Consider the following 18,604-nt stretch of genomic DNA (forward strand, 5'->3'; position numbering starts at 1 on the left):
AAGATGTTAGCGATTATTGACGCGGCGTTGTCCCGCTCACGTACCATGATCACCTTGCTGATTCTTATTTTGATGGCAGGAGTGGTCACTTATATCACCATACCTAAAGAATCGAGCCCAGATATCACTATCCCAATCATTTATGTTGGAGTGAGCCATCAGGGGATTTCTCCCAGCGACGCTGAGCGATTACTGGTTCGTCCAATTGAGCAAGAACTTCGCTCTATCGAAGGGGTGAAAGAGATGAGTTCCAATGCCTCTGAGGGATACGCCTCAGTGACGTTGGAATTTAATGTTGGTATGAACTTAGATAAAGCGATGGCAGATGTTCGTGATGCTGTCGATCAGGCAAAGCCTAAACTTCCAGCGGATAGTGATGAACCGACTGTTAATGAAGTGACACTGGCTAGCTATCAACCGATTTTGTCGGTGGTTCTGTATGGAACCGTTCCTGAAAGAACAATAGTACAAGTAGGCCGTCAGTTAAGAGATAAGTTAGAGGGCTATAAGCAGGTTTTAGAAGTTGATATCGCGGGAGATCGTGAAGATATTGTCGAGATTGTTGTCGACCCATTATTGATGGAGAGTTACAACTTAGATCAAGGTGATATTTACAATCTTATTGCGCTTAATAACCGAGTCGTTGCCGCAGGGTTCGTTGATACAGGGTATGGACGTTTCTCTATTAAGGTGCCATCGGTGTTTGAATCGTTAAAAGATGTGCTGGAGATGCCTGTTAAAGTCGATGGTAAACAGGTAATCACCTTTGGTGATATTGCGACGGTACGACGCTCTTTCCGAGATCCTGATAGTTTTGCTCGTTTGGATGGTGAGTCGGCAGTGGTGTTAGATGTTAAAAAACGCGCTGGTGAGAACATTATTGAAACCGTAGATCTTGTTAAAACGGTTATGGAAAAAGCGCAGCAACGTGAAGATTGGCCAAGCAACTTGATGGTTAAATACACATGGGATGAGTCAAAAGATGTCAAGATCATGCTTAGTGATCTGCAAAACAATATCTTGTCGGCTATCATTCTGGTGGTTATTGTCATCATTGCCATTTTAGGCGTACGTACCGCGTTTCTTGTTGGGGTCTCTATTCCCGGCTCCTTCTTAACGGGCTTATTGGTTCTTTCTGTATTTGGCTTAACGGTCAATATTGTCGTGCTGTTCTCTTTAATTATGGCAGTGGGTATGTTGGTGGATGGGGCAATTGTTGTCACCGAATTTGCCGATCGGCGTATGCATGAAGGTATGTCGCGTCAAGATGCCTATCGCGATGCGGCAAAACGAATGGCTTGGCCGATTATCGCTTCTACGGCAACAACGTTAGCCGCCTTTGCGCCACTGCTTTTCTGGCCAGATGTTACTGGCGAGTTTATGAAGTATCTACCAATGACTTTGATCGCCACATTATCGGCATCGTTAATTATGGCGTTGCTGTTTGTGCCGGTATTAGGCAGTTTAATTGGTAAAGAACAGTATATTAGACCTGAACTTAGACAAGAAATGGTGGCGCTGCACAATGGTGACTTCTCTAAAGCGACAGGCCTAACAAAGCTCTATTATCATACTTTGGCATTAGCCGTTAACCACCCGTGGAAGATACTTTTTAGTGCTATTTTGCTCTCAATTGGAGTGGGCTTTACCTATGCAAAAGCTGGTTTAGGGGCTGAGTTCTTCCCTGAAGTGGATCCACCTTCATTTACCATCAAAGTGCGTTCTTATGGGGATTTATCTATCCAAGAAAAAGACCGTATTATGGTGGATATTGAGTCGGCAGTACTTGGTGGAAAAGAGTTTGAGAGTGTTTATACCAAAACCGGTGGTGATGATTCCATTGGTCAAATTCAGATCACTCCTGTGGATTGGCAGTACCGCCGTCCGGTAAATGAAATTATTGCTGAGTTAGACGAAAAGCTTTCTGGCTACGCCGGTGTTGAAATTGAATTTAAGAAGCCGGACGCAGGGCCTCCAAGCGATCACGATTTGGTGATTGAACTCTCCTCTAGAGACAATATGTTACTGGATGAAAGTGCCAAAATAGTGCGTCATTGGGCGGACAGTTACTCTGCTTTCAATAATTTAAGTGACTCTTCCAGTAAACCGGGTATTGATTGGCAAATTGACATTAAGAGAGACGATGCAGGTCGTTTTGCTGCCGATGCAACCTTGGTGGGCAACACGGTTCAGTTTGTCACTAATGGACTGAAAATTGGAGATTACTTACCGGATGATGCAAACGAAGAGGTGGATATTCTTGTTCGTTTCCCTCAAGAGCAGAGAGACATAGGTCGTTTTGATCAGCTAAGAGTGAAAACACCCGCAGGCTTAGTACCTATTACTAACTTTGCTGAGATTAAGCCAAGCAAAAAGCAGGACACCATTAAACGTATTGATGGTAGTCGAGTGCTGCAAGTTATGGCGGATCTTAAAGAAGGGCACAATTTAGCGTTAGAGTTGCCTAAAATTGAACAAGAGTTACTCGCGCTCGGGCTGCCATCTGGCGTTGAGTTTAAGCTACGTGGTCAGAACGAAGATCAAGAGAAGTCGTCGGCGTTTTTGGAATCAGCATTTTTAGTTGCGTTGGCTGTGATGGCGTTGATACTGATTACGCAATTTAATAGCTTCTATCAGGCATTTTTAATACTGAGCGCGGTGCTATTTTCTACCGTTGGTGTATTCGCTGGCTTGCTTATTTTCCAGCGTCCTTTTGGTATTGTCATGTCGGGAATAGGGGTTATCGCTCTGGCGGGCATCGTGGTTAACAACAATATTGTACTGATTGATACTTATAATCAGTTGTTAGCCCGAGGTTTGGATAGGAAAGAAGCGATATTGAGAACGGGTGTTCAGCGTTTACGTCCTGTAATGCTGACAACGGTTACCACTATTTTAGGTTTGTTGCCTATGGTACTGGAGATGAATATCGATTTGATTAATCAAAAAATTGAGTTTGGTGCCCCTAGTACTCAGTGGTGGTCTCAGCTTGCAACGGCAGTTGCTGGTGGATTGGCCTTTGCCACAGTGTTAACACTGGTGCTAACACCGTGCTTATTGATGCTGACTAAGCATAAGGCTAAGTGACAATAATCATGTTAGCAGCAGATATAACGTAAACTAGAGAAGATTTAAGCTAAAAAAAAGAGCCACTTAACTGAGTTAAGTGGCTCTTTTTTTTAACATAGAAAATCACCATTAAATTTAGTTTTTTACCATTAACTAAAAGGTTTAATGGTGATCACCAAGATCTGATAGTTGTTCTAACTCTCGGTGCAACAACTCATCATCACCGACATTAAGTTCAACTAAACGCCTTAAGTGGCTAATACTGTCTATATCAATATGCTGAATGCTTACTCGAATAAAAGTATCGGTCATTTCGACGATGTCAGCTTGCAATGAGATAATGATGTCGCTGTCAGGAATTTGGAAAAAGACATCAACAGGGTGTGCGCTGTCGAGAGGTGTATCTGGGGTAGCCAGTAGCAGACCGTGTAAAGAGAGATCTTTGATCGAACTGCTGACCTTGAGTTGCCCCTGATGTAATTCTGCAGGCGCTTGATAGATGACACGGGAAAAGCGACGACGTTCGCTCATATATCCTCTCTTAATATGGTGGATAGCTAGTATAAGATTAATACTATACCTAACTAACTTCAAGATACTGAGCGCTTGGTTAACAAAAGTTATGATCTGTCGATCTTATCGCAGGAAATTGCTCTAGGTAATAAAAAAGACCGCTATTTAAGCGGTCTTTAAATGAGAAACAGTGACTAAGTTATTTAGTCATACGTTTATATTTAATACGATGAGGCTCAGCTGCTTGAGCGCCTAATGTCTGTTTAAGCCACTCAGTGTATTCACTATAGTTACCTTCATAGAAATTAACCTGTCCTTCATCGCGGTAGTCAAGAATATGAGTCGCGATACGGTCTAAGAACCAACGGTCATGGGAAATAACCATGGCACAGCCCGGGAATTCAAGTAAAGCTTCTTCCAGAGCTCGTAGGGTCTCTACATCTAGGTCATTGGTTGGCTCATCGAGTAATAGTACATTCCCCCCCGCTTTGAGTAACTTAGCTAAGTGTACGCGGTTACGTTCACCACCGGATAACTCGCCAATGACTTTTTGCTGATCAACACCTTTGAAGTTGAAGCGAGAGCAGTATGCACGAGCCGGAATCTCAAAGTTGTTGATCTTGATGATGTCCGCGCCTTCAGAGATCTCTTGGAAAACCGTTTTAGTGTCATCCATGCTGTCACGGAACTGATCCACTGATGCTAGATGAACAGTATCACCAAGTTCAATGGTGCCGCTGTCCGCTTGCTCTGTACCACTTAACATTTTAAATAGCGTCGACTTACCTGCACCGTTGGCACCGATGATGCCGACAATAGCGCCTTTAGGCATGCTAAAAGAGAGGTTATCGATAAGTACGCGATCGCCAAATGACTTGGTTAAGTTGTTAACCTCGATCACTTTGTCACCCAAACGCTCACCCGGTGGAATAAACAGTTCGTTTGTCTCGTTTCGTTTCTGGTGATCGGAAGTATTCAGTTCTTCAAATCGAGCCATACGTGCTTTTGATTTAGCTTGTCGGCCTTTAGGGTTTTGACGAACCCACTCCAGCTCTTTCTCAATGGTTTTTTGACGCGCTTTCTCTTGAGAAGCTTCCTGTTTCAAACGTGCATCTTTTTGTTCAAGCCAAGATGTGTAGTTACCTTCCCATGGAATACCTTCACCACGGTCAAGTTCTAAAATCCATCCTGCGGCATTATCTAAGAAATAACGGTCGTGGGTAATTGCCACAACGGTTCCATTGTAGTCAACCAAAAAGCGCTCAAGCCAACCTACAGATTCTGCATCAAGGTGGTTGGTAGGTTCATCTAGCAACAGCATATCGGGTTTTTCTAGCAATAGACGACAAATAGCAACACGACGACGTTCACCACCAGAAAGAACTTCAATTTTGGTATCCCACTCTGGGAGACGAAGTGCATCTGCGGCACGTTCTAATGCGTTATCTAGATTGTGACCATCTTTAGCTTGAATGAGCGCTTCAAGCTCACCTTGCTCTTTGGCCAAAGCATCAAAGTCTGCATCTGGTTCTGCGTAAGCGGCATAAACGGCATCTAATCTTGATAAAGCGCCTGCAACATCGGCAACGGCTTCTTCTACAATTTCACGTACGGTTTTTGACTCATCAAGCTTCGGTTCTTGAGGTAGGTAACCTACATTGAGTCCCGGTTGTGGACGAGCTTCACCATCAATGTCAGTGTCGATACCTGCCATGATACGAAGTAAGGTAGATTTACCCGCACCATTTAAACCTAGAACACCAATTTTGGCTCCAGGAAAAAAGCTTAGAGAAATGTCTTTTAAAATTTGACGCTTAGGTGGCACGACTTTGCTCACTCGCGACATGGTATAGACGTATTCAGCCATTGCCGATTGATCCTATGTTTTGAAAAAATGAGGGATTATTTTATACCAAATTATCTCAAGTGAGAATGAGATTAATAAAGCTTGGTTTCGTGACAAAATAATGAGAGATAGGGCTTGATCTATAGCATGATAGTTTTCTAACATTAGCGTTACATGTATTTAAACAGTCTGCTGTATTGTGTTTATAACCATCAATCATCAGCTAACTGGCTAGGAAATGGGTAATCAATGTTTCGCATGAACAAACTTGTATCTGCTGTGTTGCCTATATTGGCTATTTCTACAGGCGCATTCGCGGCGCCTGCGTCTTTAGAACAGCAGCGAGTCACATATCAAAAAGCTCAAAAATATCTGGATAAGAAACAGATAGAAAAGTACATGCAAATTCGCGATCAAATCGCCAATTATCCTCTTACTCCGTATGTTGATTACCGAACATTTCTGGTCAATATAGGTAAAAGGACACCTGAAGAAGTCAATCAGTTTGTTAGTCAGCATCAATCATTCCCTTTCTCTAATAGCATCCGTGCGGCGTATCTAGATGCTTTGATAAAGAAAGGAGATTGGCAAACTTTTTATCAATATCAGACAACAGAGCCAAGGATGGAGAAGTATCGTTGTAGCTTCTATTATGCTCAGCTGAAAAATGGTAATGAAGATAGAGCGTATAAAGGTGCGACTGAACTCTGGCTCAGTGGTAACAGCGTATCCGATAATTGCGAACCTCTGTTTCTTGAATGGCAGAAAGCAGGATTAAGAACGGACGATTTGGTACTGCGGCGTATGTTGCTTAGCTATGAGAGAAATAGCGCTACCTTAATGAATTATCTGGCAAAAATGACGACCAGTGAACGCAGTCAGTTTCTTGCCAAAGAGCTAAAGTATCTATTAAGAAATCCTCAATATGTGACGGAATTTTCACAAAAGCATCCGGCAAACGAGGATAACCGAAAGAAATCTGAAATTGCTTTAAAAAAATTAGCTAGAAAAGATCCTGCCTTAGCACAACGTACGTTACCGATTGTGCTTGATGCTCAACAGATAGTTGGAGAACAAGCGCAAAGGTTGTCAGATTTTATTGCTATTCGATTGCTGGAGACCGAGGAGCTTTATCTTGCTGTGTGGCGAGATGAGGTATTAAAACACTCCACTAATGTCTCTATGATTGAGCAGAGAATTCGTTTGGCGATTCGTCAAGCGGACTGGCCCATGATCCCGGTATGGATTGCTTACCTGCCGGAATCCAATCAAAACTCTATGCGTTGGCAGTATTGGTTGGGCAGAAGTGAACTGGCGTTAGGTGCATCGAGTGAAGGGATAGAGCGACTACAAAAACTGTTAGGTAAGCGCAATTTTTACAGTGTTGCTGCTGCTAAATCACTGGATAAGCCTGTCACTTATCAAGTGTCTCGTGTTAACACCACGCTAGATATACTGAAACCCTATCAAGTGAGTTTAGTGCGGATAAATGAACTTATTGATGTTGATAAAATCGCCGCAGCTAAGCGAGAGTGGAATTGGTTATTGTGGCAAGTGGATAAAGAGGAGCAGCAAGCGCTGGCTCTTTATGCGGCAAAGAAAAATTGGCACCATTTAACGGTAAAAGCGACCATTGAAGCAGAGATGTGGGATCACACAGCATTGAGGTTCCCTGTAGCGCATCAATGGTGGTTCAACTTTTATGGCGACAAACACAATGTTGATCCGATTACACTCATGTCTCTAGCAAGACAAGAGAGTGCACTGGATGTGCAGGCTCGTTCCCCGGTAGGAGCCAGAGGTATTATGCAAATCATGCCTACAACGGCAAAATACACGGCTAAAAAGTTTAAGTTGAATTACAAAGGTGCCAGTGAACTTTATGATGTTAAAAAGAACATAGAGATAGGCAGCCGATATCTTAATAGCCTTTTAAATCAGTATGATAATAACCGAATTTTTGCTTTGGCAGCGTATAATGCGGGACCTCATCGAGTAAAAACATGGCGTAAACGCAGTAACAGTAAACTGGATGCTTTTGCTTTCATAGAGTCTATTCCTTACAAAGAAACTCGGGGATATGTGCAGAATATCCTGATGTTTGAAACCTATTATCGTCAGTTGATGAGAGTTGAAGGGGAGTTTCTTCATCCTCAAGAACTGCTAACGAAATATTAATTTAAAACCAAACTGAAAATTATATATACTCAATGAGATGAGCTGGCTTGACGGAACCACTTAACGTTAACCAGCTTTTGTTTTTTATTAAGTTTTGTACCGCCAATAAGAGTGATAATTATGTCTTTATCCCCAGAGTTTACGGACTGGCAACACGTCATTCGTTTAGTGAAAAGTGCTGCTGAGAAAGATCAACATGAGATGTTGTTGACCTCATTGTTAACTCAAGATGAAAGAGACGCACTTGTTGCCAGAGTGAATATTTTTAATGAGTTACTTAAAGGGGATATTTCTCAGCGGCAGATAAGCCAAATGCTTGGTGTTGGCATTGCCACTATAACGCGAGGTTCTAACGAGCTTAAGTCTCATACAGATGAAGAAAAAGAGAGTTTATTTCAGCTTTTGGTTGAGAATAAAGATATACTCAAGTGACATCAACACGCCCATTTCTGCGTCAGATAATCTTGAAAGGGAATGCCATTCCTTCAATTATCTTTTTTGAACTGAACTTGTTGATGTCACTCTGAATCCTGCATCTTGAGGTCACTTTAGTATACCAACAAAGGCTGATATCTTTATTTAAGGATGATTGATCAATAGCGTTTGTATTGAGTCTCGTTACAACGTTGTTGGGAAGTGATCTTTATTTATAAAAGGGATCAGTGCCAGAATTAATGCTTGATGGTACACCGAGCTTCGCGTCAAAAGATGGTTGGTTAGTAAGCCGATGGCTCCCCCTTTCTGTTTGATATTTTCAGTCGCAAATACTTCGTCCATCACATCCCCTAACTCTTTACCTGTGCGGAGTTTTTCTAACACAACGGGCGGCAACATAAGGCTAGCAGAGCGAGACTCACCTCGTTGTGAGTGTGATTCAATAACCATCCAAGCAAAGGTAAAATCGCCTTCATTGCCGGCTTCTAATCCCACATAAAAGTCGCCTTTGTTATCAGCCAGTTTTGCATTTTTAACTCGGTTCAAAGCACCTTGTTTGGTTTCTTGGTCGGATATAGGTTGATCAGGCACCTCACTTGCGACACTGATACCTTGAAAGGTAAATTGTTCATCATTAAAGACATCTTCAAAGGCCGCTTTTACGGCGTTTATTTTTGCTGGATTTAATGAGGCGACAATAACGGTTTTCATTGACCTAACCTCACTTGAGTCGGTTTTACGTTTTCACTTGGATAGCAGCCAAGAACTTTTAAATGTCGCGTGATCTGTGTCAGTTCACTGATAGCTTGTTGCATGCTCTCTGATTCTAAGTGAGCTTCAAGATCAACATAGAACATCTCTTCCCAAGGGTTTCCTATAATTGGGCGGTTCTCTAGTTTGCGCATGTTTATGTCATATTTTTGTAGTACCAGCAATGTTTTCACTAGTGAGCCTGCTTCTTGCGAAGTGGACATAATAAGCGTGGTTTTTGCTGGTATTTGTGCGGATACTTCGACAGGTTTACGCGCCACAACAATAAAGCGAGTATGATTTTCTGTCTGGTTGGCAATGTTACCTTGAATCTGTTGCAGTCCGTACAGTTTGCCGCTAGAGGCGTTACCAATTGCCGCGACATCCTTGCTATTAATCTCTTTAACTTTCTTCATCGCGTCTGCGGTGCTGGCACACGACTCTAAAGATACCCCTTTAAGTCGACTAAGAAACTCACTGCATTGTTGGTGAGGCTGTGGATGGGAGTAAAGTGTTTTAATCTCTTCTAGGCGAATGTCGCTATCGGCAAGAATGCAGTGCTCGATAGGTAGGGTTATCTCACCAACGATATAGAGAGTGGTGTGTTGCAGTAAGTCGTAAACTTCATTGATAGAGCCTGAGCTCGTATTTTCAATGGGTAATACACCAAAATCAGCGTGGCCGGACTCTACGGTTTTTGTCACTTCTTTAAAGTGATGGCAATTTAGCTCGATAAGCTCTGTATTTTTTCGGCTGAAGTATTCTCGGCTGGCCAGATGTGAATAAGAGCCTTTTGAACCCAGATAAGCGACCCTAGCGATGGGTTTTCGACTCAGTGCTGGATTAGCAATATTTTGTAAGTAGGATTGCTGAAGTAGTACAGAATCTTCAATTATGGTGTGAAATAGTTTGGTAATGTATTGCGCGTCAAGTTGGTATTTTTTATCACCATTCTCGATAAGTTTTACCAGCAATTGCTGCTCTCTGTTGGCATCTCTAACTGGCTTTGCTGTTTCTATCTTACTTTTTGCAACCTCGATACTTAAAGCTCTTCTTTCTGAAAGAAGTTGTAATAATTGATCATCTAGGTCATTTAATCGAATTCGAATCTCATCGAGAGAGTATTTACTGTCCGTCATCTTGGTTGCCTATTTCCTTGTAATAAAAAAGCCTCCCTTTGGGAGGCTTTCTGTTCGTTTTTGGTTTATTTTTTAAAACGAGCTCAGCCTCCTGATTAGGAGATAAAAAATAAATCAAAAAGAAACAGTGGTTTTAGCGTCATTGTTATTATTGCAATTGGTTAGCGTTTGAATATACACCATAAGCAAGGGGCATTATTCCGTCAAGCAAAAAAGCGCCCTAGGGCGCTTTATCTAATAAATCAGTATTCATACTTAACTATTATTCAATTTCATCCATTTCTGGCTTTTCAGCATGAGAGGCACGACGAGATTCGGGCTTATGGCTGAGTTTATTTAGCTGACGCTCAAGTTTTTGTTCCACTTCAGTCACAGCTTTATAAAGATCTTCATTAATGGATGAGGCGACAAGTTTGCCTTTGGGTACCGAAATGCTCGCTTCAAATTTCATTTTTTTGCCAGGTTCTTCACTGACGCTTGTTTGGCATCCGATAATGTCTACTTGCCATTTTTCAAGCTTTTTAAATTTCGCTTCAACATGCGCACGGATTGCAGAGGTGATTTCAATATTTTTACCAGTAATGTTTATTTTCATAGATGTTTTCCTCTGTTGCATCCCTTATGGGTTAACTTCAGATTACTGTTTTAGTGATTTAATAATGTGATCTTGATCACCTAAATGTAAGGGGGAAATTGATAGATCAGTAAATGTGATCTGCCACAAATCTTTATTGTTGGTTTGATAAAAAAAGCTTGTAGTCCCAATTAAACTCTATACATTAGTAACAAGTAGCGTACTGAAAATCCCTCTATTTTTAGTGCTTTTGTTCGATTTAAAATCCTTTCCTGTTTGAATTCTAATCAATTAAAAGTTGTGAGATTGATCTATTAACGAATCAATCCTTTCTCTGTAATTGCAAATAGCAGCAAAAATAAAAAAGCCGCTATTGATTAGCGGCTTAACGGTTTAATGATGGTGTGAAATTAAAGCGAGTTTAATTCCATCATACGTTTTGTGCGTTCAACCGATTCTGTCAAGTTGAGCTGTTGATAAGCTTCTAGCTGAATTTCTAACGATTTTCTGGCGGCAACGGTATCTGGGTAGGTTTTTTGTAGCTCTTGACTGCGATTTATCGCTGCTATCCAAGCTTTACGACGCAGATAAAAATCCGCTGTGGCAAGGTCGTAGTTGGCTAAGCGATTGATTAGAGCAGACATTCTCTTTTGTGCGTCCGCCGTAAATGCGCTGTCAGGGTATCGTTGCAATAAACGTTTAAAATCAGCAAAAGCCGATTTTGCCGGTTCAGGATCACGATCAAATCTATCGATATTCAAAATATCATGCATATAGTTTCTATCTTGAGCCATGTACGATAGGCCTCTCATATAGAGAACCCAGTCCATTTTTGGATGAGTTGGATTTAATCGGATAAATCGCTCGATAGTGGCAAGACCTAAAGGTAGATCATTATTTTTATAGTAAGCATAGATGAGATCGAGCTGTACCTGTTCGGAGTAAGGGCCAAACGGATAACGCGAATCAAGAGCTTCTAATTTCTCGATCGCGTTGAGCCAAGCACCGCTTCTCAGTGATGATTGGGCATCTGAATACAATTCGGCTGCTGGAACATCAGGAACGATTTCGTCACTAGTAGAGCAACCAAAAAGCAGTGAAAGGGTTAATAAGCCTGATAAAGTGCGGTATTTCATGTCCGAATTAGATTCCTTGGATATAAATTAAATCTTAAGCTTCCGTTACTTTCTAGCAGTTAACAGATAGAATAAAAAGCAATAGGGTATTTTTTCACAGTCATGAGCATTAGTCTCATAGTTTTTTAAAAAGTTCGATATGGCACAGCAGATAGAATTAACCGATACAGTAAAAGAAACTCAACTTGGTCAAAGATTAGACCAAGCCGTAGCAGAACTATTTTCTGATTTTTCCCGTTCTAGGATAAAAGAATGGCTATTGGAAGGTAAAATTCAGGTGGATGGTGAGGTTGTTGTAAAACCTCGCGTCAAGGTGATGGGCGGTGAAGTAATTGTCGTGCATGCTGAACTTGAAGATGAAGAGCGTTGGGAAGCTCAAGATATTCCACTAAACATTGTTTATGAAGATGACGATATTATTGTCATTAACAAACCGCGAGATTTTGTTGTTCATCCGGGAGCGGGTACCCCAGATGGAACCGTGCTAAACGCACTGCTTTTCCACTATCCTTCGATAGCGGAAGTGCCGCGTGCAGGTATAGTTCACCGTCTTGATAAAGATACCACCGGGTTAATGGTGGTCGCGAAAACGGTTCCTGCCCAAACTCGTTTAGTACGAGCGCTGCAAAAGCGCAAGATTACTCGTGAGTATGAAGCCATTGCCATTGGTAAAATGACCGCTGGCGGCATGATAGAAAAGCCGATTGGACGTCACACGACGAAGAGAACGTTAATGGCGGTGAATGAGTTGGGTAAACCAGCCATTACTCATTATCGTGTTGCGGAACATTTTCGTGAGCACACTAGAATAAGATTGCGACTCGAAACAGGGAGAACTCACCAGATTCGTGTTCATATGTCCTACCTTCAGCATCCATTGCTTGGTGATATTGCTTATGGTGGTCGTGCTCGTATTCCTAAAGGTGCAAGCGACGAACTGACGGATATGATCCGACAGTTTGATCGGCAAGCCTTGCATGCGGTGATGTTAAGATTTATCCATCCTGTCACAAAGGAAGAGATGGAGTTCCATGCTCCTGTTCCTGACGATATGGTGGTAATGGCTGAAGCGTTAAGAGAAGATGCCAGACTTAATAAGGAAGATGACATTTAATGGATTTGATCATCCCAAACTGGAATGCACCTAGTCATGTCAAAGCAGTCAGCTCAACACGTCAAGGTGGAATGTCGACCAATGCTTATCATGGATTGAATCTAGGGATTCATGTTGAGGATGATCCTATTATTGTTCTACAAAATAGATCTTTATTGACTAAGGCTGCCGGTTTTCCTTCTGATCCTGTCTGGTTAAATCAGACCCACTCTGTAAAGGTTGCAGAGCTTGGTGGGCCAACAAGCAAGGCTCTTGATGCCGATGCGAGTGTTACATCGGTGAAAGGGGTGGTCTGTTGTGTAATGACAGCAGACTGCTTGCCTGTTTTATTAACCGATATTGAGGGTTCAAAAGTTGCTGCAGTTCATGCCGGTTGGCGAGGGCTTGCAGACGGTATTTTAGAAAATGCGGTGAAAGCTTTTGATAAGCCAGTTATTGCATGGCTTGGTCCTGCAATTGGAGCTCAAGCATTTGAAGTGGGACAAGATGTGTTTCAACAATTTGTTCAACACTCCCCTCAAGCAGAAGAGGCATTTATTAGCAAAGGCAATCAAAAATATGTTGCTGATATGAATCTTCTCGCGACACAAAGGCTAAATGCTGTTGGTGTTGAGCAGGTATTTTGCAGTGATATGTGTACGTATTCTGATCCTGCTAAGTTCTACTCTTACCGACGAGATGGCATCACTGGCCGACAAGCCTCCTTTATCTGGATTGACGATTAACCCCTCATTTATTTATTAAGGGAGATTTACTCCCTTGAAAAACGAAGTAGCTGTATCCATCTTTTTAGCATTAGTTATTTATCTCTATGGAGGTTGCCATGCGCTTAGATAGATTTACCAGTAAGTTCCAGGTAGCAATTTCTGATGCTCAATCATTGGCTCTTGGGCGTGACCATCAATATATAGAACCCGTCCATTTAATGGTTTCGTTGCTAAACCAAGACGGTAGCGCTATTCGTCCTCTATTAACCATGTTAGATGTTGATGTGGTTCAATTACGTTCTAAGCTATCAGAGTTACTCGACCGACTACCTAAAGTAAGTGGGATTGGCGGAGACGTACAGTTGTCGAGTGGAATGGGGGTACTGTTTAATCTGTGTGATAAAGTGGCTCAGCAGCGACAAGACAGCTATATATCATCTGAAGTGTTTTTACTTGCAGCCATTGAAGATAAAGGTCCTCTTGGCGAATTGTTAAAAGAGTTTGGTCTAACTGAAGAGTCGCTCTCTAATGCGATAGAGCAGGTTAGAGGGGGGCAAAAAGTTGATGACCCCAATGCTGAAGAGAAACGCCAAGCATTAGAAAAGTTTACAATTGACCTTACGGTACGGGCAGAGCAAGGAAAACTTGATCCTGTTATCGGTCGAGATGATGAAATTCGACGGACGATTCAAGTTCTTCAGCGAAGAACTAAAAATAACCCGGTTATTATTGGTGAACCTGGTGTAGGTAAGACCGCGATAGTTGAAGGTCTGGCTCAACGTATCATCAATAATGAAGTTCCAGAAGGATTACGGGGTCGTAGAGTTCTCTCATTAGACATGGGCTCATTAGTGGCGGGAGCCAAATACCGTGGTGAGTTTGAAGAACGTTTAAAATCTGTTTTGAATGAACTTTCTAAAGAAGAGGGGAACATAATCCTCTTTATCGATGAGCTTCATACCATGGTTGGAGCTGGGAAAGGAGAAGGCTCAATGGATGCTGGTAATATGTTAAAGCCAGCGCTAGCCAGAGGTGAGCTTCACTGTGTTGGGGCCACAACACTGGATGAGTATCGTCAATATATTGAAAAAGATCCTGCCTTAGAGCGTCGCTTTCAAAAAGTGCTTGTCGATGAACCAACCGTAGAAGATACCGTTGCGATATTACGTGGCTTGAAAGAACGTTATGAATTACACCATCATGTTGAAATTACCGACCCTGCTATAGTTGCGGCTGCGAGTTTGTCTCATCGTTATGTTTCTGACCGCCAACTTCCAGACAAAGCGATCGATCTTATTGATGAGGCTGCATCTAGCATTCGGATGCAAATAGATTCAAAACCAGAGGCCTTGGATAAGCTAGAACGAAAAATCATTCAATTAAAGATTGAGCAGCAAGCTCTAAATAATGAGAGTGATGATGCCAGCACCAAGCGCTTACGTTCACTAAATGAAGAGCTGAGCGAGAAAGAGCGTGACTATGCCGAACTTGATGAAGTTTGGAATGCAGAAAAAGCCGCACTTTCTGGAACCCAACATATAAAGTCTGAATTAGAACAAGCAAGAATGGATATGGATTTTGCAAGACGTGCAGGAGATCTAAACCGCATGTCAGAATTGCAATATGGGCGTATTCCTGAACTTGAGAAGCAGTTAGATCTCGCCACACAAGCGGAAATGCAAGAGATGACACTGTTGCGTAATAAAGTTACTGATGAAGAAATTGCAGAAGTGCTCTCTAAGCAAACAGGGATACCTGTTTCAAAAATGCTTGAAGCCGAAAAAGAGAAATTACTTCATATGGAAGAGGTAATGCACAAACGGGTGATAGGACAACAGGAAGCGGTTGAAGTCGTGGCTAACGCGATTCGCAGAAGTCGAGCTGGTTTGTCTGATCCGAATCAACCGATTGGTTCATTTCTGTTTTTGGGTCCTACTGGTGTGGGTAAAACAGAGCTATGTAAAACTTTAGCTAACTTCATGTTTGATAGTGAAGATGCCATGGTACGGATCGATATGTCCGAATTTATGGAAAAACATTCAGTAGCAAGATTGGTTGGTGCCCCTCCCGGATATGTAGGATACGAAGAAGGCGGATATCTTACTGAAGCGGTTAGAAGGAAACCCTATTCGGTTATTTTGCTGGATGAGGTAGAAAAAGCCCATCCTGATGTATTTAATATACTGTTGCAGGTTTTAGATGATGGCCGCTTAACGGATGGTCAGGGTAGAACGGTCGATTTTAGAAACACCGTTGTTATTATGACCTCGAACCTTGGGTCGGCTAGCATACAAGAGAATTTCTCTTTACTGGACTACGAAGGTATCAAGCGAGAGGTAATGGACGTCGTCACTAAACATTTTAAACCTGAGTTCCTTAATAGGGTTGATGAAAGTGTGGTATTCCATCCTCTAGGCAAAGAACATATTAAGTCTATCGCTTCAATACAGTTAGATAAGCTTTCTTATCGCATGGCCGAAGCTGGATATGAGTTGGAGACAACGCCCAAAGCGTTGGATCTTATCGCTCAAGTTGGTTTCGATCCGGTTTATGGAGCTCGCCCATTAAAAAGGGCAATACAGCAAGCTGTGGAAAATCCTTTAGCAAAAGCTATTCTTGCAGGAAAAGTCGATCCTGATAAAAAAATACAGCTAAAGGTGAGCAAAGACCGCATTGTTGCTCATCAATAAAACCAGCTAAATGAATAAAATGGCCTAATTAAGAGGGGATACGCCTTTTTATTGGCCATTTTGTGCGAATAATAGTCGAACAAAATGTTTTTTATAAAAAAAGTAAAATTAAGGGTTGTGCTATCTAAATATCTCCCTATAATGCGCCTCCGTTGTCAGGGCAAACTTCGAAAAGAAGCGCAGTGATAACAAGACGCCAGAGTTAATGAGTTTGGTTTTTATTTCCTTCTTAGTTAAGTGAAATAAAATTGCAAAAAGTGTTTGACACTGAAGGCTAACTCGCTAAAATGGCCGTCCGCTTTGAGAAGCTAACCCGCTTACTTAAAGCAACGCTCTTTAACAATTTAAACCTATCAATCTGTGTGGGCACTCGTTGATGACAATCGAAGATGATTCTCTGCTTTCGGGCACGAAATCAACAACGGTTTCAATGAACTGAGTGACCAATTTGATAGCACTTCTTTTATTAGAAATGGCTATCGAGCACAGTCAATTCATTATCATTCTGTTGGAATGGTAATAGCTTTAAAATTACTTCTTACTTTCGGGTAAGAACAGTTTTGAAGTCAGTATTCGTTGAGTCCCGTTTCTCTTTATAGAGAAACAAAATCAAAACTTTAAATTGAAGAGTTTGATCATGGCTCAGATTGAACGCTGGCGGCAGGCCTAACACATGCAAGTCGAGCGGAAACGGCAATAAAGATTCTTCGGATGATTTATTGGACGTCGAGCGGCGGACGGGTGAGTAATGCTTAGGAATTTGCCCAGTCGAGGGGGATAACTATTGGAAACGATAGCTAATACCGCATACGCCCTACGGGGGAAAAGAGGGGACCTTCGGGCCTTCTGCGATTGGATAAGCCTAAGTGAGATTAGCTAGTTGGTGAGGTAATGGCTCACCAAGGCGACGATCTCTAGCTGGTCTGAGAGGATGATCAGCCACACTGGAACTGAGACACGGTCCAGACTCCTACGGGAGGCAGCAGTGGGGAATATTGCACAATGGGCGCAAGCCTGATGCAGCCATGCCGCGTGTGTGAAGAAGGCCTTCGGGTTGTAAAGCACTTTCAGTCGTGAGGAAGGTAGTTGTGTTAATAGCGCAATTATTTGACGTTAGCGACAGAAGAAGCACCGGCTAACTCCGTGCCAGCAGCCGCGGTAATACGGAGGGTGCGAGCGTTAATCGGAATTACTGGGCGTAAAGCGCATGCAGGTGGTTTGTTAAGTCAGATGTGAAAGCCCCAGGCTCAACCTGGGAAGGTCATTTGAAACTGGCAAACTAGAGTACTGTAGAGGGGGTAGAATTTCAGGTGTAGCGGTGAAATGCGTAGAGATCTGAAGGAATACCAGTGGCGAAGGCGGCCCCCTGGACAGATACTGACACTCAGATGCGAAAGCGTGGGGAGCAAACAGGATTAGATACCCTGGTAGTCCACGCCGTAAACGATGTCTACTTGGAGGTTGTGGCCTTGAGCCGTGGCTTTCGGAGCTAACGCGTTAAGTAGACCGCCTGGGGAGTACGGTCGCAAGATTAAAACTCAAATGAATTGACGGGGGCCCGCACAAGCGGTGGAGCATGTGGTTTAATTCGATGCAACGCGAAGAACCTTACCTACTCTTGACATCCAGAGAAGCCAGCGGAGACGCAGGTGTGCCTTCGGGAGCTCTGAGACAGGTGCTGCATGGCTGTCGTCAGCTCGTGTTGTGAAATGTTGGGTTAAGTCCCGCAACGAGCGCAACCCTTATCCTTGATTGCCAGCACTTCGGGTGGGAACTTCAGGGAGACTGCCGGTGATAAACCGGAGGAAGGTGGGGACGACGTCAAGTCATCATGGCCCTTACGAGTAGGGCTACACACGTGCTACAATGGCGCATACAGAGGGCAGCCAACTTGCGAGAGTGAGCGAATCCCAAAAAGTGCGTCGTAGTCCGGATTGGAGTCTGCAACTCGACTCCATGAAGTCGGAATCGCTAGTAATCGTAGATCAGAATGCTACGGTGAATACGTTCCCGGGCCTTGTACACACCGCCCGTCACACCATGGGAGTGGGCTGCAAAAGAAGTAGGTAGTTTAACCTTCGGGGGGACGCTTACCACTTTGTGGTTCATGACTGGGGTGAAGTCGTAACAAGGTAGCCCTAGGGGAACCTGGGGCTGGATCACCTCCTTAATACGAAGATTGCTCGTTTATGAGTGTCCACACAGATTGATATGGTTTAGAAAAGTAAAGAGATGTTTTGAAAGTGCCCAACACTTTCACACCTATGTCCCGTTCGTCTAGAGGCCTAGGACACCGCCCTTTCACGGCGGTAACAGGGGTTCGACTCCCCTACGGGATACCATTGGGTCGTTAGCTCAGCTGGTAGAGCAGTTGACTTTTAATCAATTGGTCGCAGGTTCGAATCCTGCACGACCCACCATTCTTTCCTACGAAGGAATTAAAACGTTTTATG

At 42.9% G+C, this 18,604-nt stretch carries 12 protein-coding genes, 2 tRNA genes, 1 rRNA gene and 1 other annotated feature; of the genes, 9 read left to right on the forward strand and 6 right to left on the reverse strand.

Annotated elements, in window-relative coordinates; translation table 11 throughout:
* Positions 1–3: 3 nt before the first annotated feature.
* Positions 4–3,087, forward strand: coding sequence for an efflux RND transporter permease subunit (locus CHJ_RS02585; protein ID WP_317916788.1), 3,084 nt, complete (start codon positions 4–6; stop codon positions 3,085–3,087).
* 144 nt (positions 3,088–3,231) lie between these two features.
* On the opposite strand, the gene CHJ_RS02590 is transcribed toward CHJ_RS02585, so the two are convergent.
* Both CHJ_RS02590 and ettA read right to left on the reverse strand, forming a co-directional pair.
* A complete protein-coding gene (locus CHJ_RS02590; protein WP_171753786.1) occupies positions 3,232–3,600 on the reverse strand; it encodes a PilZ domain-containing protein in 369 nt (122 codons plus the stop codon).
* Positions 3,601–3,781: 181 nt separating this feature from the next.
* On the reverse strand, positions 3,782–5,449 hold the full coding sequence (gene ettA, locus CHJ_RS02595; protein ID WP_171753785.1) for an energy-dependent translational throttle protein EttA: 1,668 nt from the start codon (positions 5,447–5,449) through the stop codon (positions 3,782–3,784).
* A gap of 237 nt (positions 5,450–5,686) precedes the next feature.
* Between ettA and CHJ_RS02600 the strand changes: the two genes are divergently transcribed.
* The gene (locus CHJ_RS02600; RefSeq protein ID WP_253822103.1) at positions 5,687–7,606 is read left to right on the forward strand and encodes a transglycosylase SLT domain-containing protein; all 1,920 of its coding nucleotides are present in this window, start codon (positions 5,687–5,689) and stop codon (positions 7,604–7,606) included.
* Between the two features lie 120 nt (positions 7,607–7,726).
* Positions 7,727–8,038, forward strand: coding sequence for a trp operon repressor (gene trpR / locus CHJ_RS02605; RefSeq protein WP_171753783.1), 312 nt, complete (start codon positions 7,727–7,729; stop codon positions 8,036–8,038).
* Positions 8,039–8,224: 186 nt separating this feature from the next.
* On the opposite strand, the gene yjjX is transcribed toward trpR, so the two are convergent.
* The 4 genes from yjjX to CHJ_RS02625 form a co-directional block, all read right to left on the reverse strand.
* A complete protein-coding gene (yjjX, locus tag CHJ_RS02610) occupies positions 8,225–8,752 on the reverse strand; it encodes an inosine/xanthosine triphosphatase (RefSeq protein ID WP_171753782.1) in 528 nt (175 codons plus the stop codon).
* Positions 8,749–9,930: a prephenate dehydratase gene (gene pheA, locus CHJ_RS02615; RefSeq protein WP_317916789.1), complete on the reverse strand. Its 1,182-nt coding sequence runs from the start codon at positions 9,928–9,930 to the stop codon at positions 8,749–8,751. Before pheA ends, yjjX begins: the two co-directional genes overlap by 4 nt.
* Before the next feature lie 21 nt (positions 9,931–9,951).
* Positions 9,952–10,071, reverse strand: a sequence feature (Phe leader region).
* A gap of 121 nt (positions 10,072–10,192) precedes the next feature.
* Complete coding sequence (hpf, locus tag CHJ_RS02620) at positions 10,193–10,525, reverse strand: ribosome hibernation-promoting factor, HPF/YfiA family (RefSeq protein WP_171753780.1); 333 nt, start codon at positions 10,523–10,525, stop codon at positions 10,193–10,195.
* A 389-nt stretch (positions 10,526–10,914) separates the two neighbouring features.
* Positions 10,915–11,640 carry an outer membrane protein assembly factor BamD gene (locus CHJ_RS02625; RefSeq protein ID WP_317916790.1) on the reverse strand — a complete coding sequence of 242 codons (726 nt, stop codon included), beginning with the start codon at positions 11,638–11,640 and terminating at the stop codon, positions 10,915–10,917.
* Positions 11,641–11,779: 139 nt separating this feature from the next.
* Here CHJ_RS02625 and rluD point away from each other — a divergent pair, with 139 nt between their 5' ends.
* The 6 genes from rluD (at position 11,780) to CHJ_RS02655 (ending at position 18,571) form a co-directional block, all read left to right on the forward strand.
* A complete protein-coding gene (gene rluD / locus CHJ_RS02630) occupies positions 11,780–12,754 on the forward strand; it encodes a 23S rRNA pseudouridine(1911/1915/1917) synthase RluD (RefSeq protein ID WP_171753778.1) in 975 nt (324 codons plus the stop codon).
* Between the two features lie 5 nt (positions 12,755–12,759).
* Entirely contained in the window at positions 12,760–13,479 is a 720-nt protein-coding gene (gene pgeF / locus CHJ_RS02635; RefSeq protein ID WP_317918068.1) for a peptidoglycan editing factor PgeF, read from the forward strand.
* A 98-nt stretch (positions 13,480–13,577) separates the two neighbouring features.
* A complete protein-coding gene (gene clpB, locus CHJ_RS02640) occupies positions 13,578–16,151 on the forward strand; it encodes an ATP-dependent chaperone ClpB (protein ID WP_171753777.1) in 2,574 nt (857 codons plus the stop codon).
* A gap of 619 nt (positions 16,152–16,770) precedes the next feature.
* Positions 16,771–18,321 (forward strand): 16S ribosomal RNA (locus CHJ_RS02645).
* Positions 18,322–18,417: 96 nt separating this feature from the next.
* Positions 18,418–18,493: transfer RNA gene (locus CHJ_RS02650), tRNA-Glu, on the forward strand.
* Positions 18,494–18,495: 2 nt separating this feature from the next.
* Positions 18,496–18,571: transfer RNA gene (locus CHJ_RS02655), tRNA-Lys, on the forward strand.
* The last annotated feature ends 33 nt before the right edge of the window (positions 18,572–18,604 follow it).

Source organism: Vibrio sp. MACH09, from assembly GCF_033238805.1.
In the GTDB taxonomy this organism is placed as follows: Bacteria; Pseudomonadota; Gammaproteobacteria; order Enterobacterales; family Vibrionaceae; genus Vibrio.

Bases quoted from the DNA above. Each gene is read 5' to 3' on its own strand.
- trpR (WP_171753783.1), top strand. From the start codon at position 7,727: ATGTCTTTATCCCCAGAGTTTACGGACTGGCAACACGTCATTCGTTTA.
- pheA (WP_317916789.1), bottom strand. From the start codon at position 9,930: ATGACGGACAGTAAATACTCTCTCGATGAGATTCGAATTCGATTAAAT.
- yjjX (WP_171753782.1), bottom strand. From the start codon at position 8,752: ATGAAAACCGTTATTGTCGCCTCATTAAATCCAGCAAAAATAAACGCC.
- CHJ_RS02590 (WP_171753786.1), bottom strand. From the start codon at position 3,600: ATGAGCGAACGTCGTCGCTTTTCCCGTGTCATCTATCAAGCGCCTGCA.
- hpf (WP_171753780.1), bottom strand. From the start codon at position 10,525: ATGAAAATAAACATTACTGGTAAAAATATTGAAATCACCTCTGCAATC.
- CHJ_RS02625 (WP_317916790.1), bottom strand. From the start codon at position 11,640: ATGAAATACCGCACTTTATCAGGCTTATTAACCCTTTCACTGCTTTTT.
- CHJ_RS02600 (WP_253822103.1), top strand. From the start codon at position 5,687: ATGAACAAACTTGTATCTGCTGTGTTGCCTATATTGGCTATTTCTACA.
- rluD (WP_171753778.1), top strand. From the start codon at position 11,780: ATGGCACAGCAGATAGAATTAACCGATACAGTAAAAGAAACTCAACTT.
- clpB (WP_171753777.1), top strand. From the start codon at position 13,578: ATGCGCTTAGATAGATTTACCAGTAAGTTCCAGGTAGCAATTTCTGAT.
- CHJ_RS02585 (WP_317916788.1), top strand. From the start codon at position 4: ATGTTAGCGATTATTGACGCGGCGTTGTCCCGCTCACGTACCATGATC.
- ettA (WP_171753785.1), bottom strand. From the start codon at position 5,449: ATGGCTGAATACGTCTATACCATGTCGCGAGTGAGCAAAGTCGTGCCA.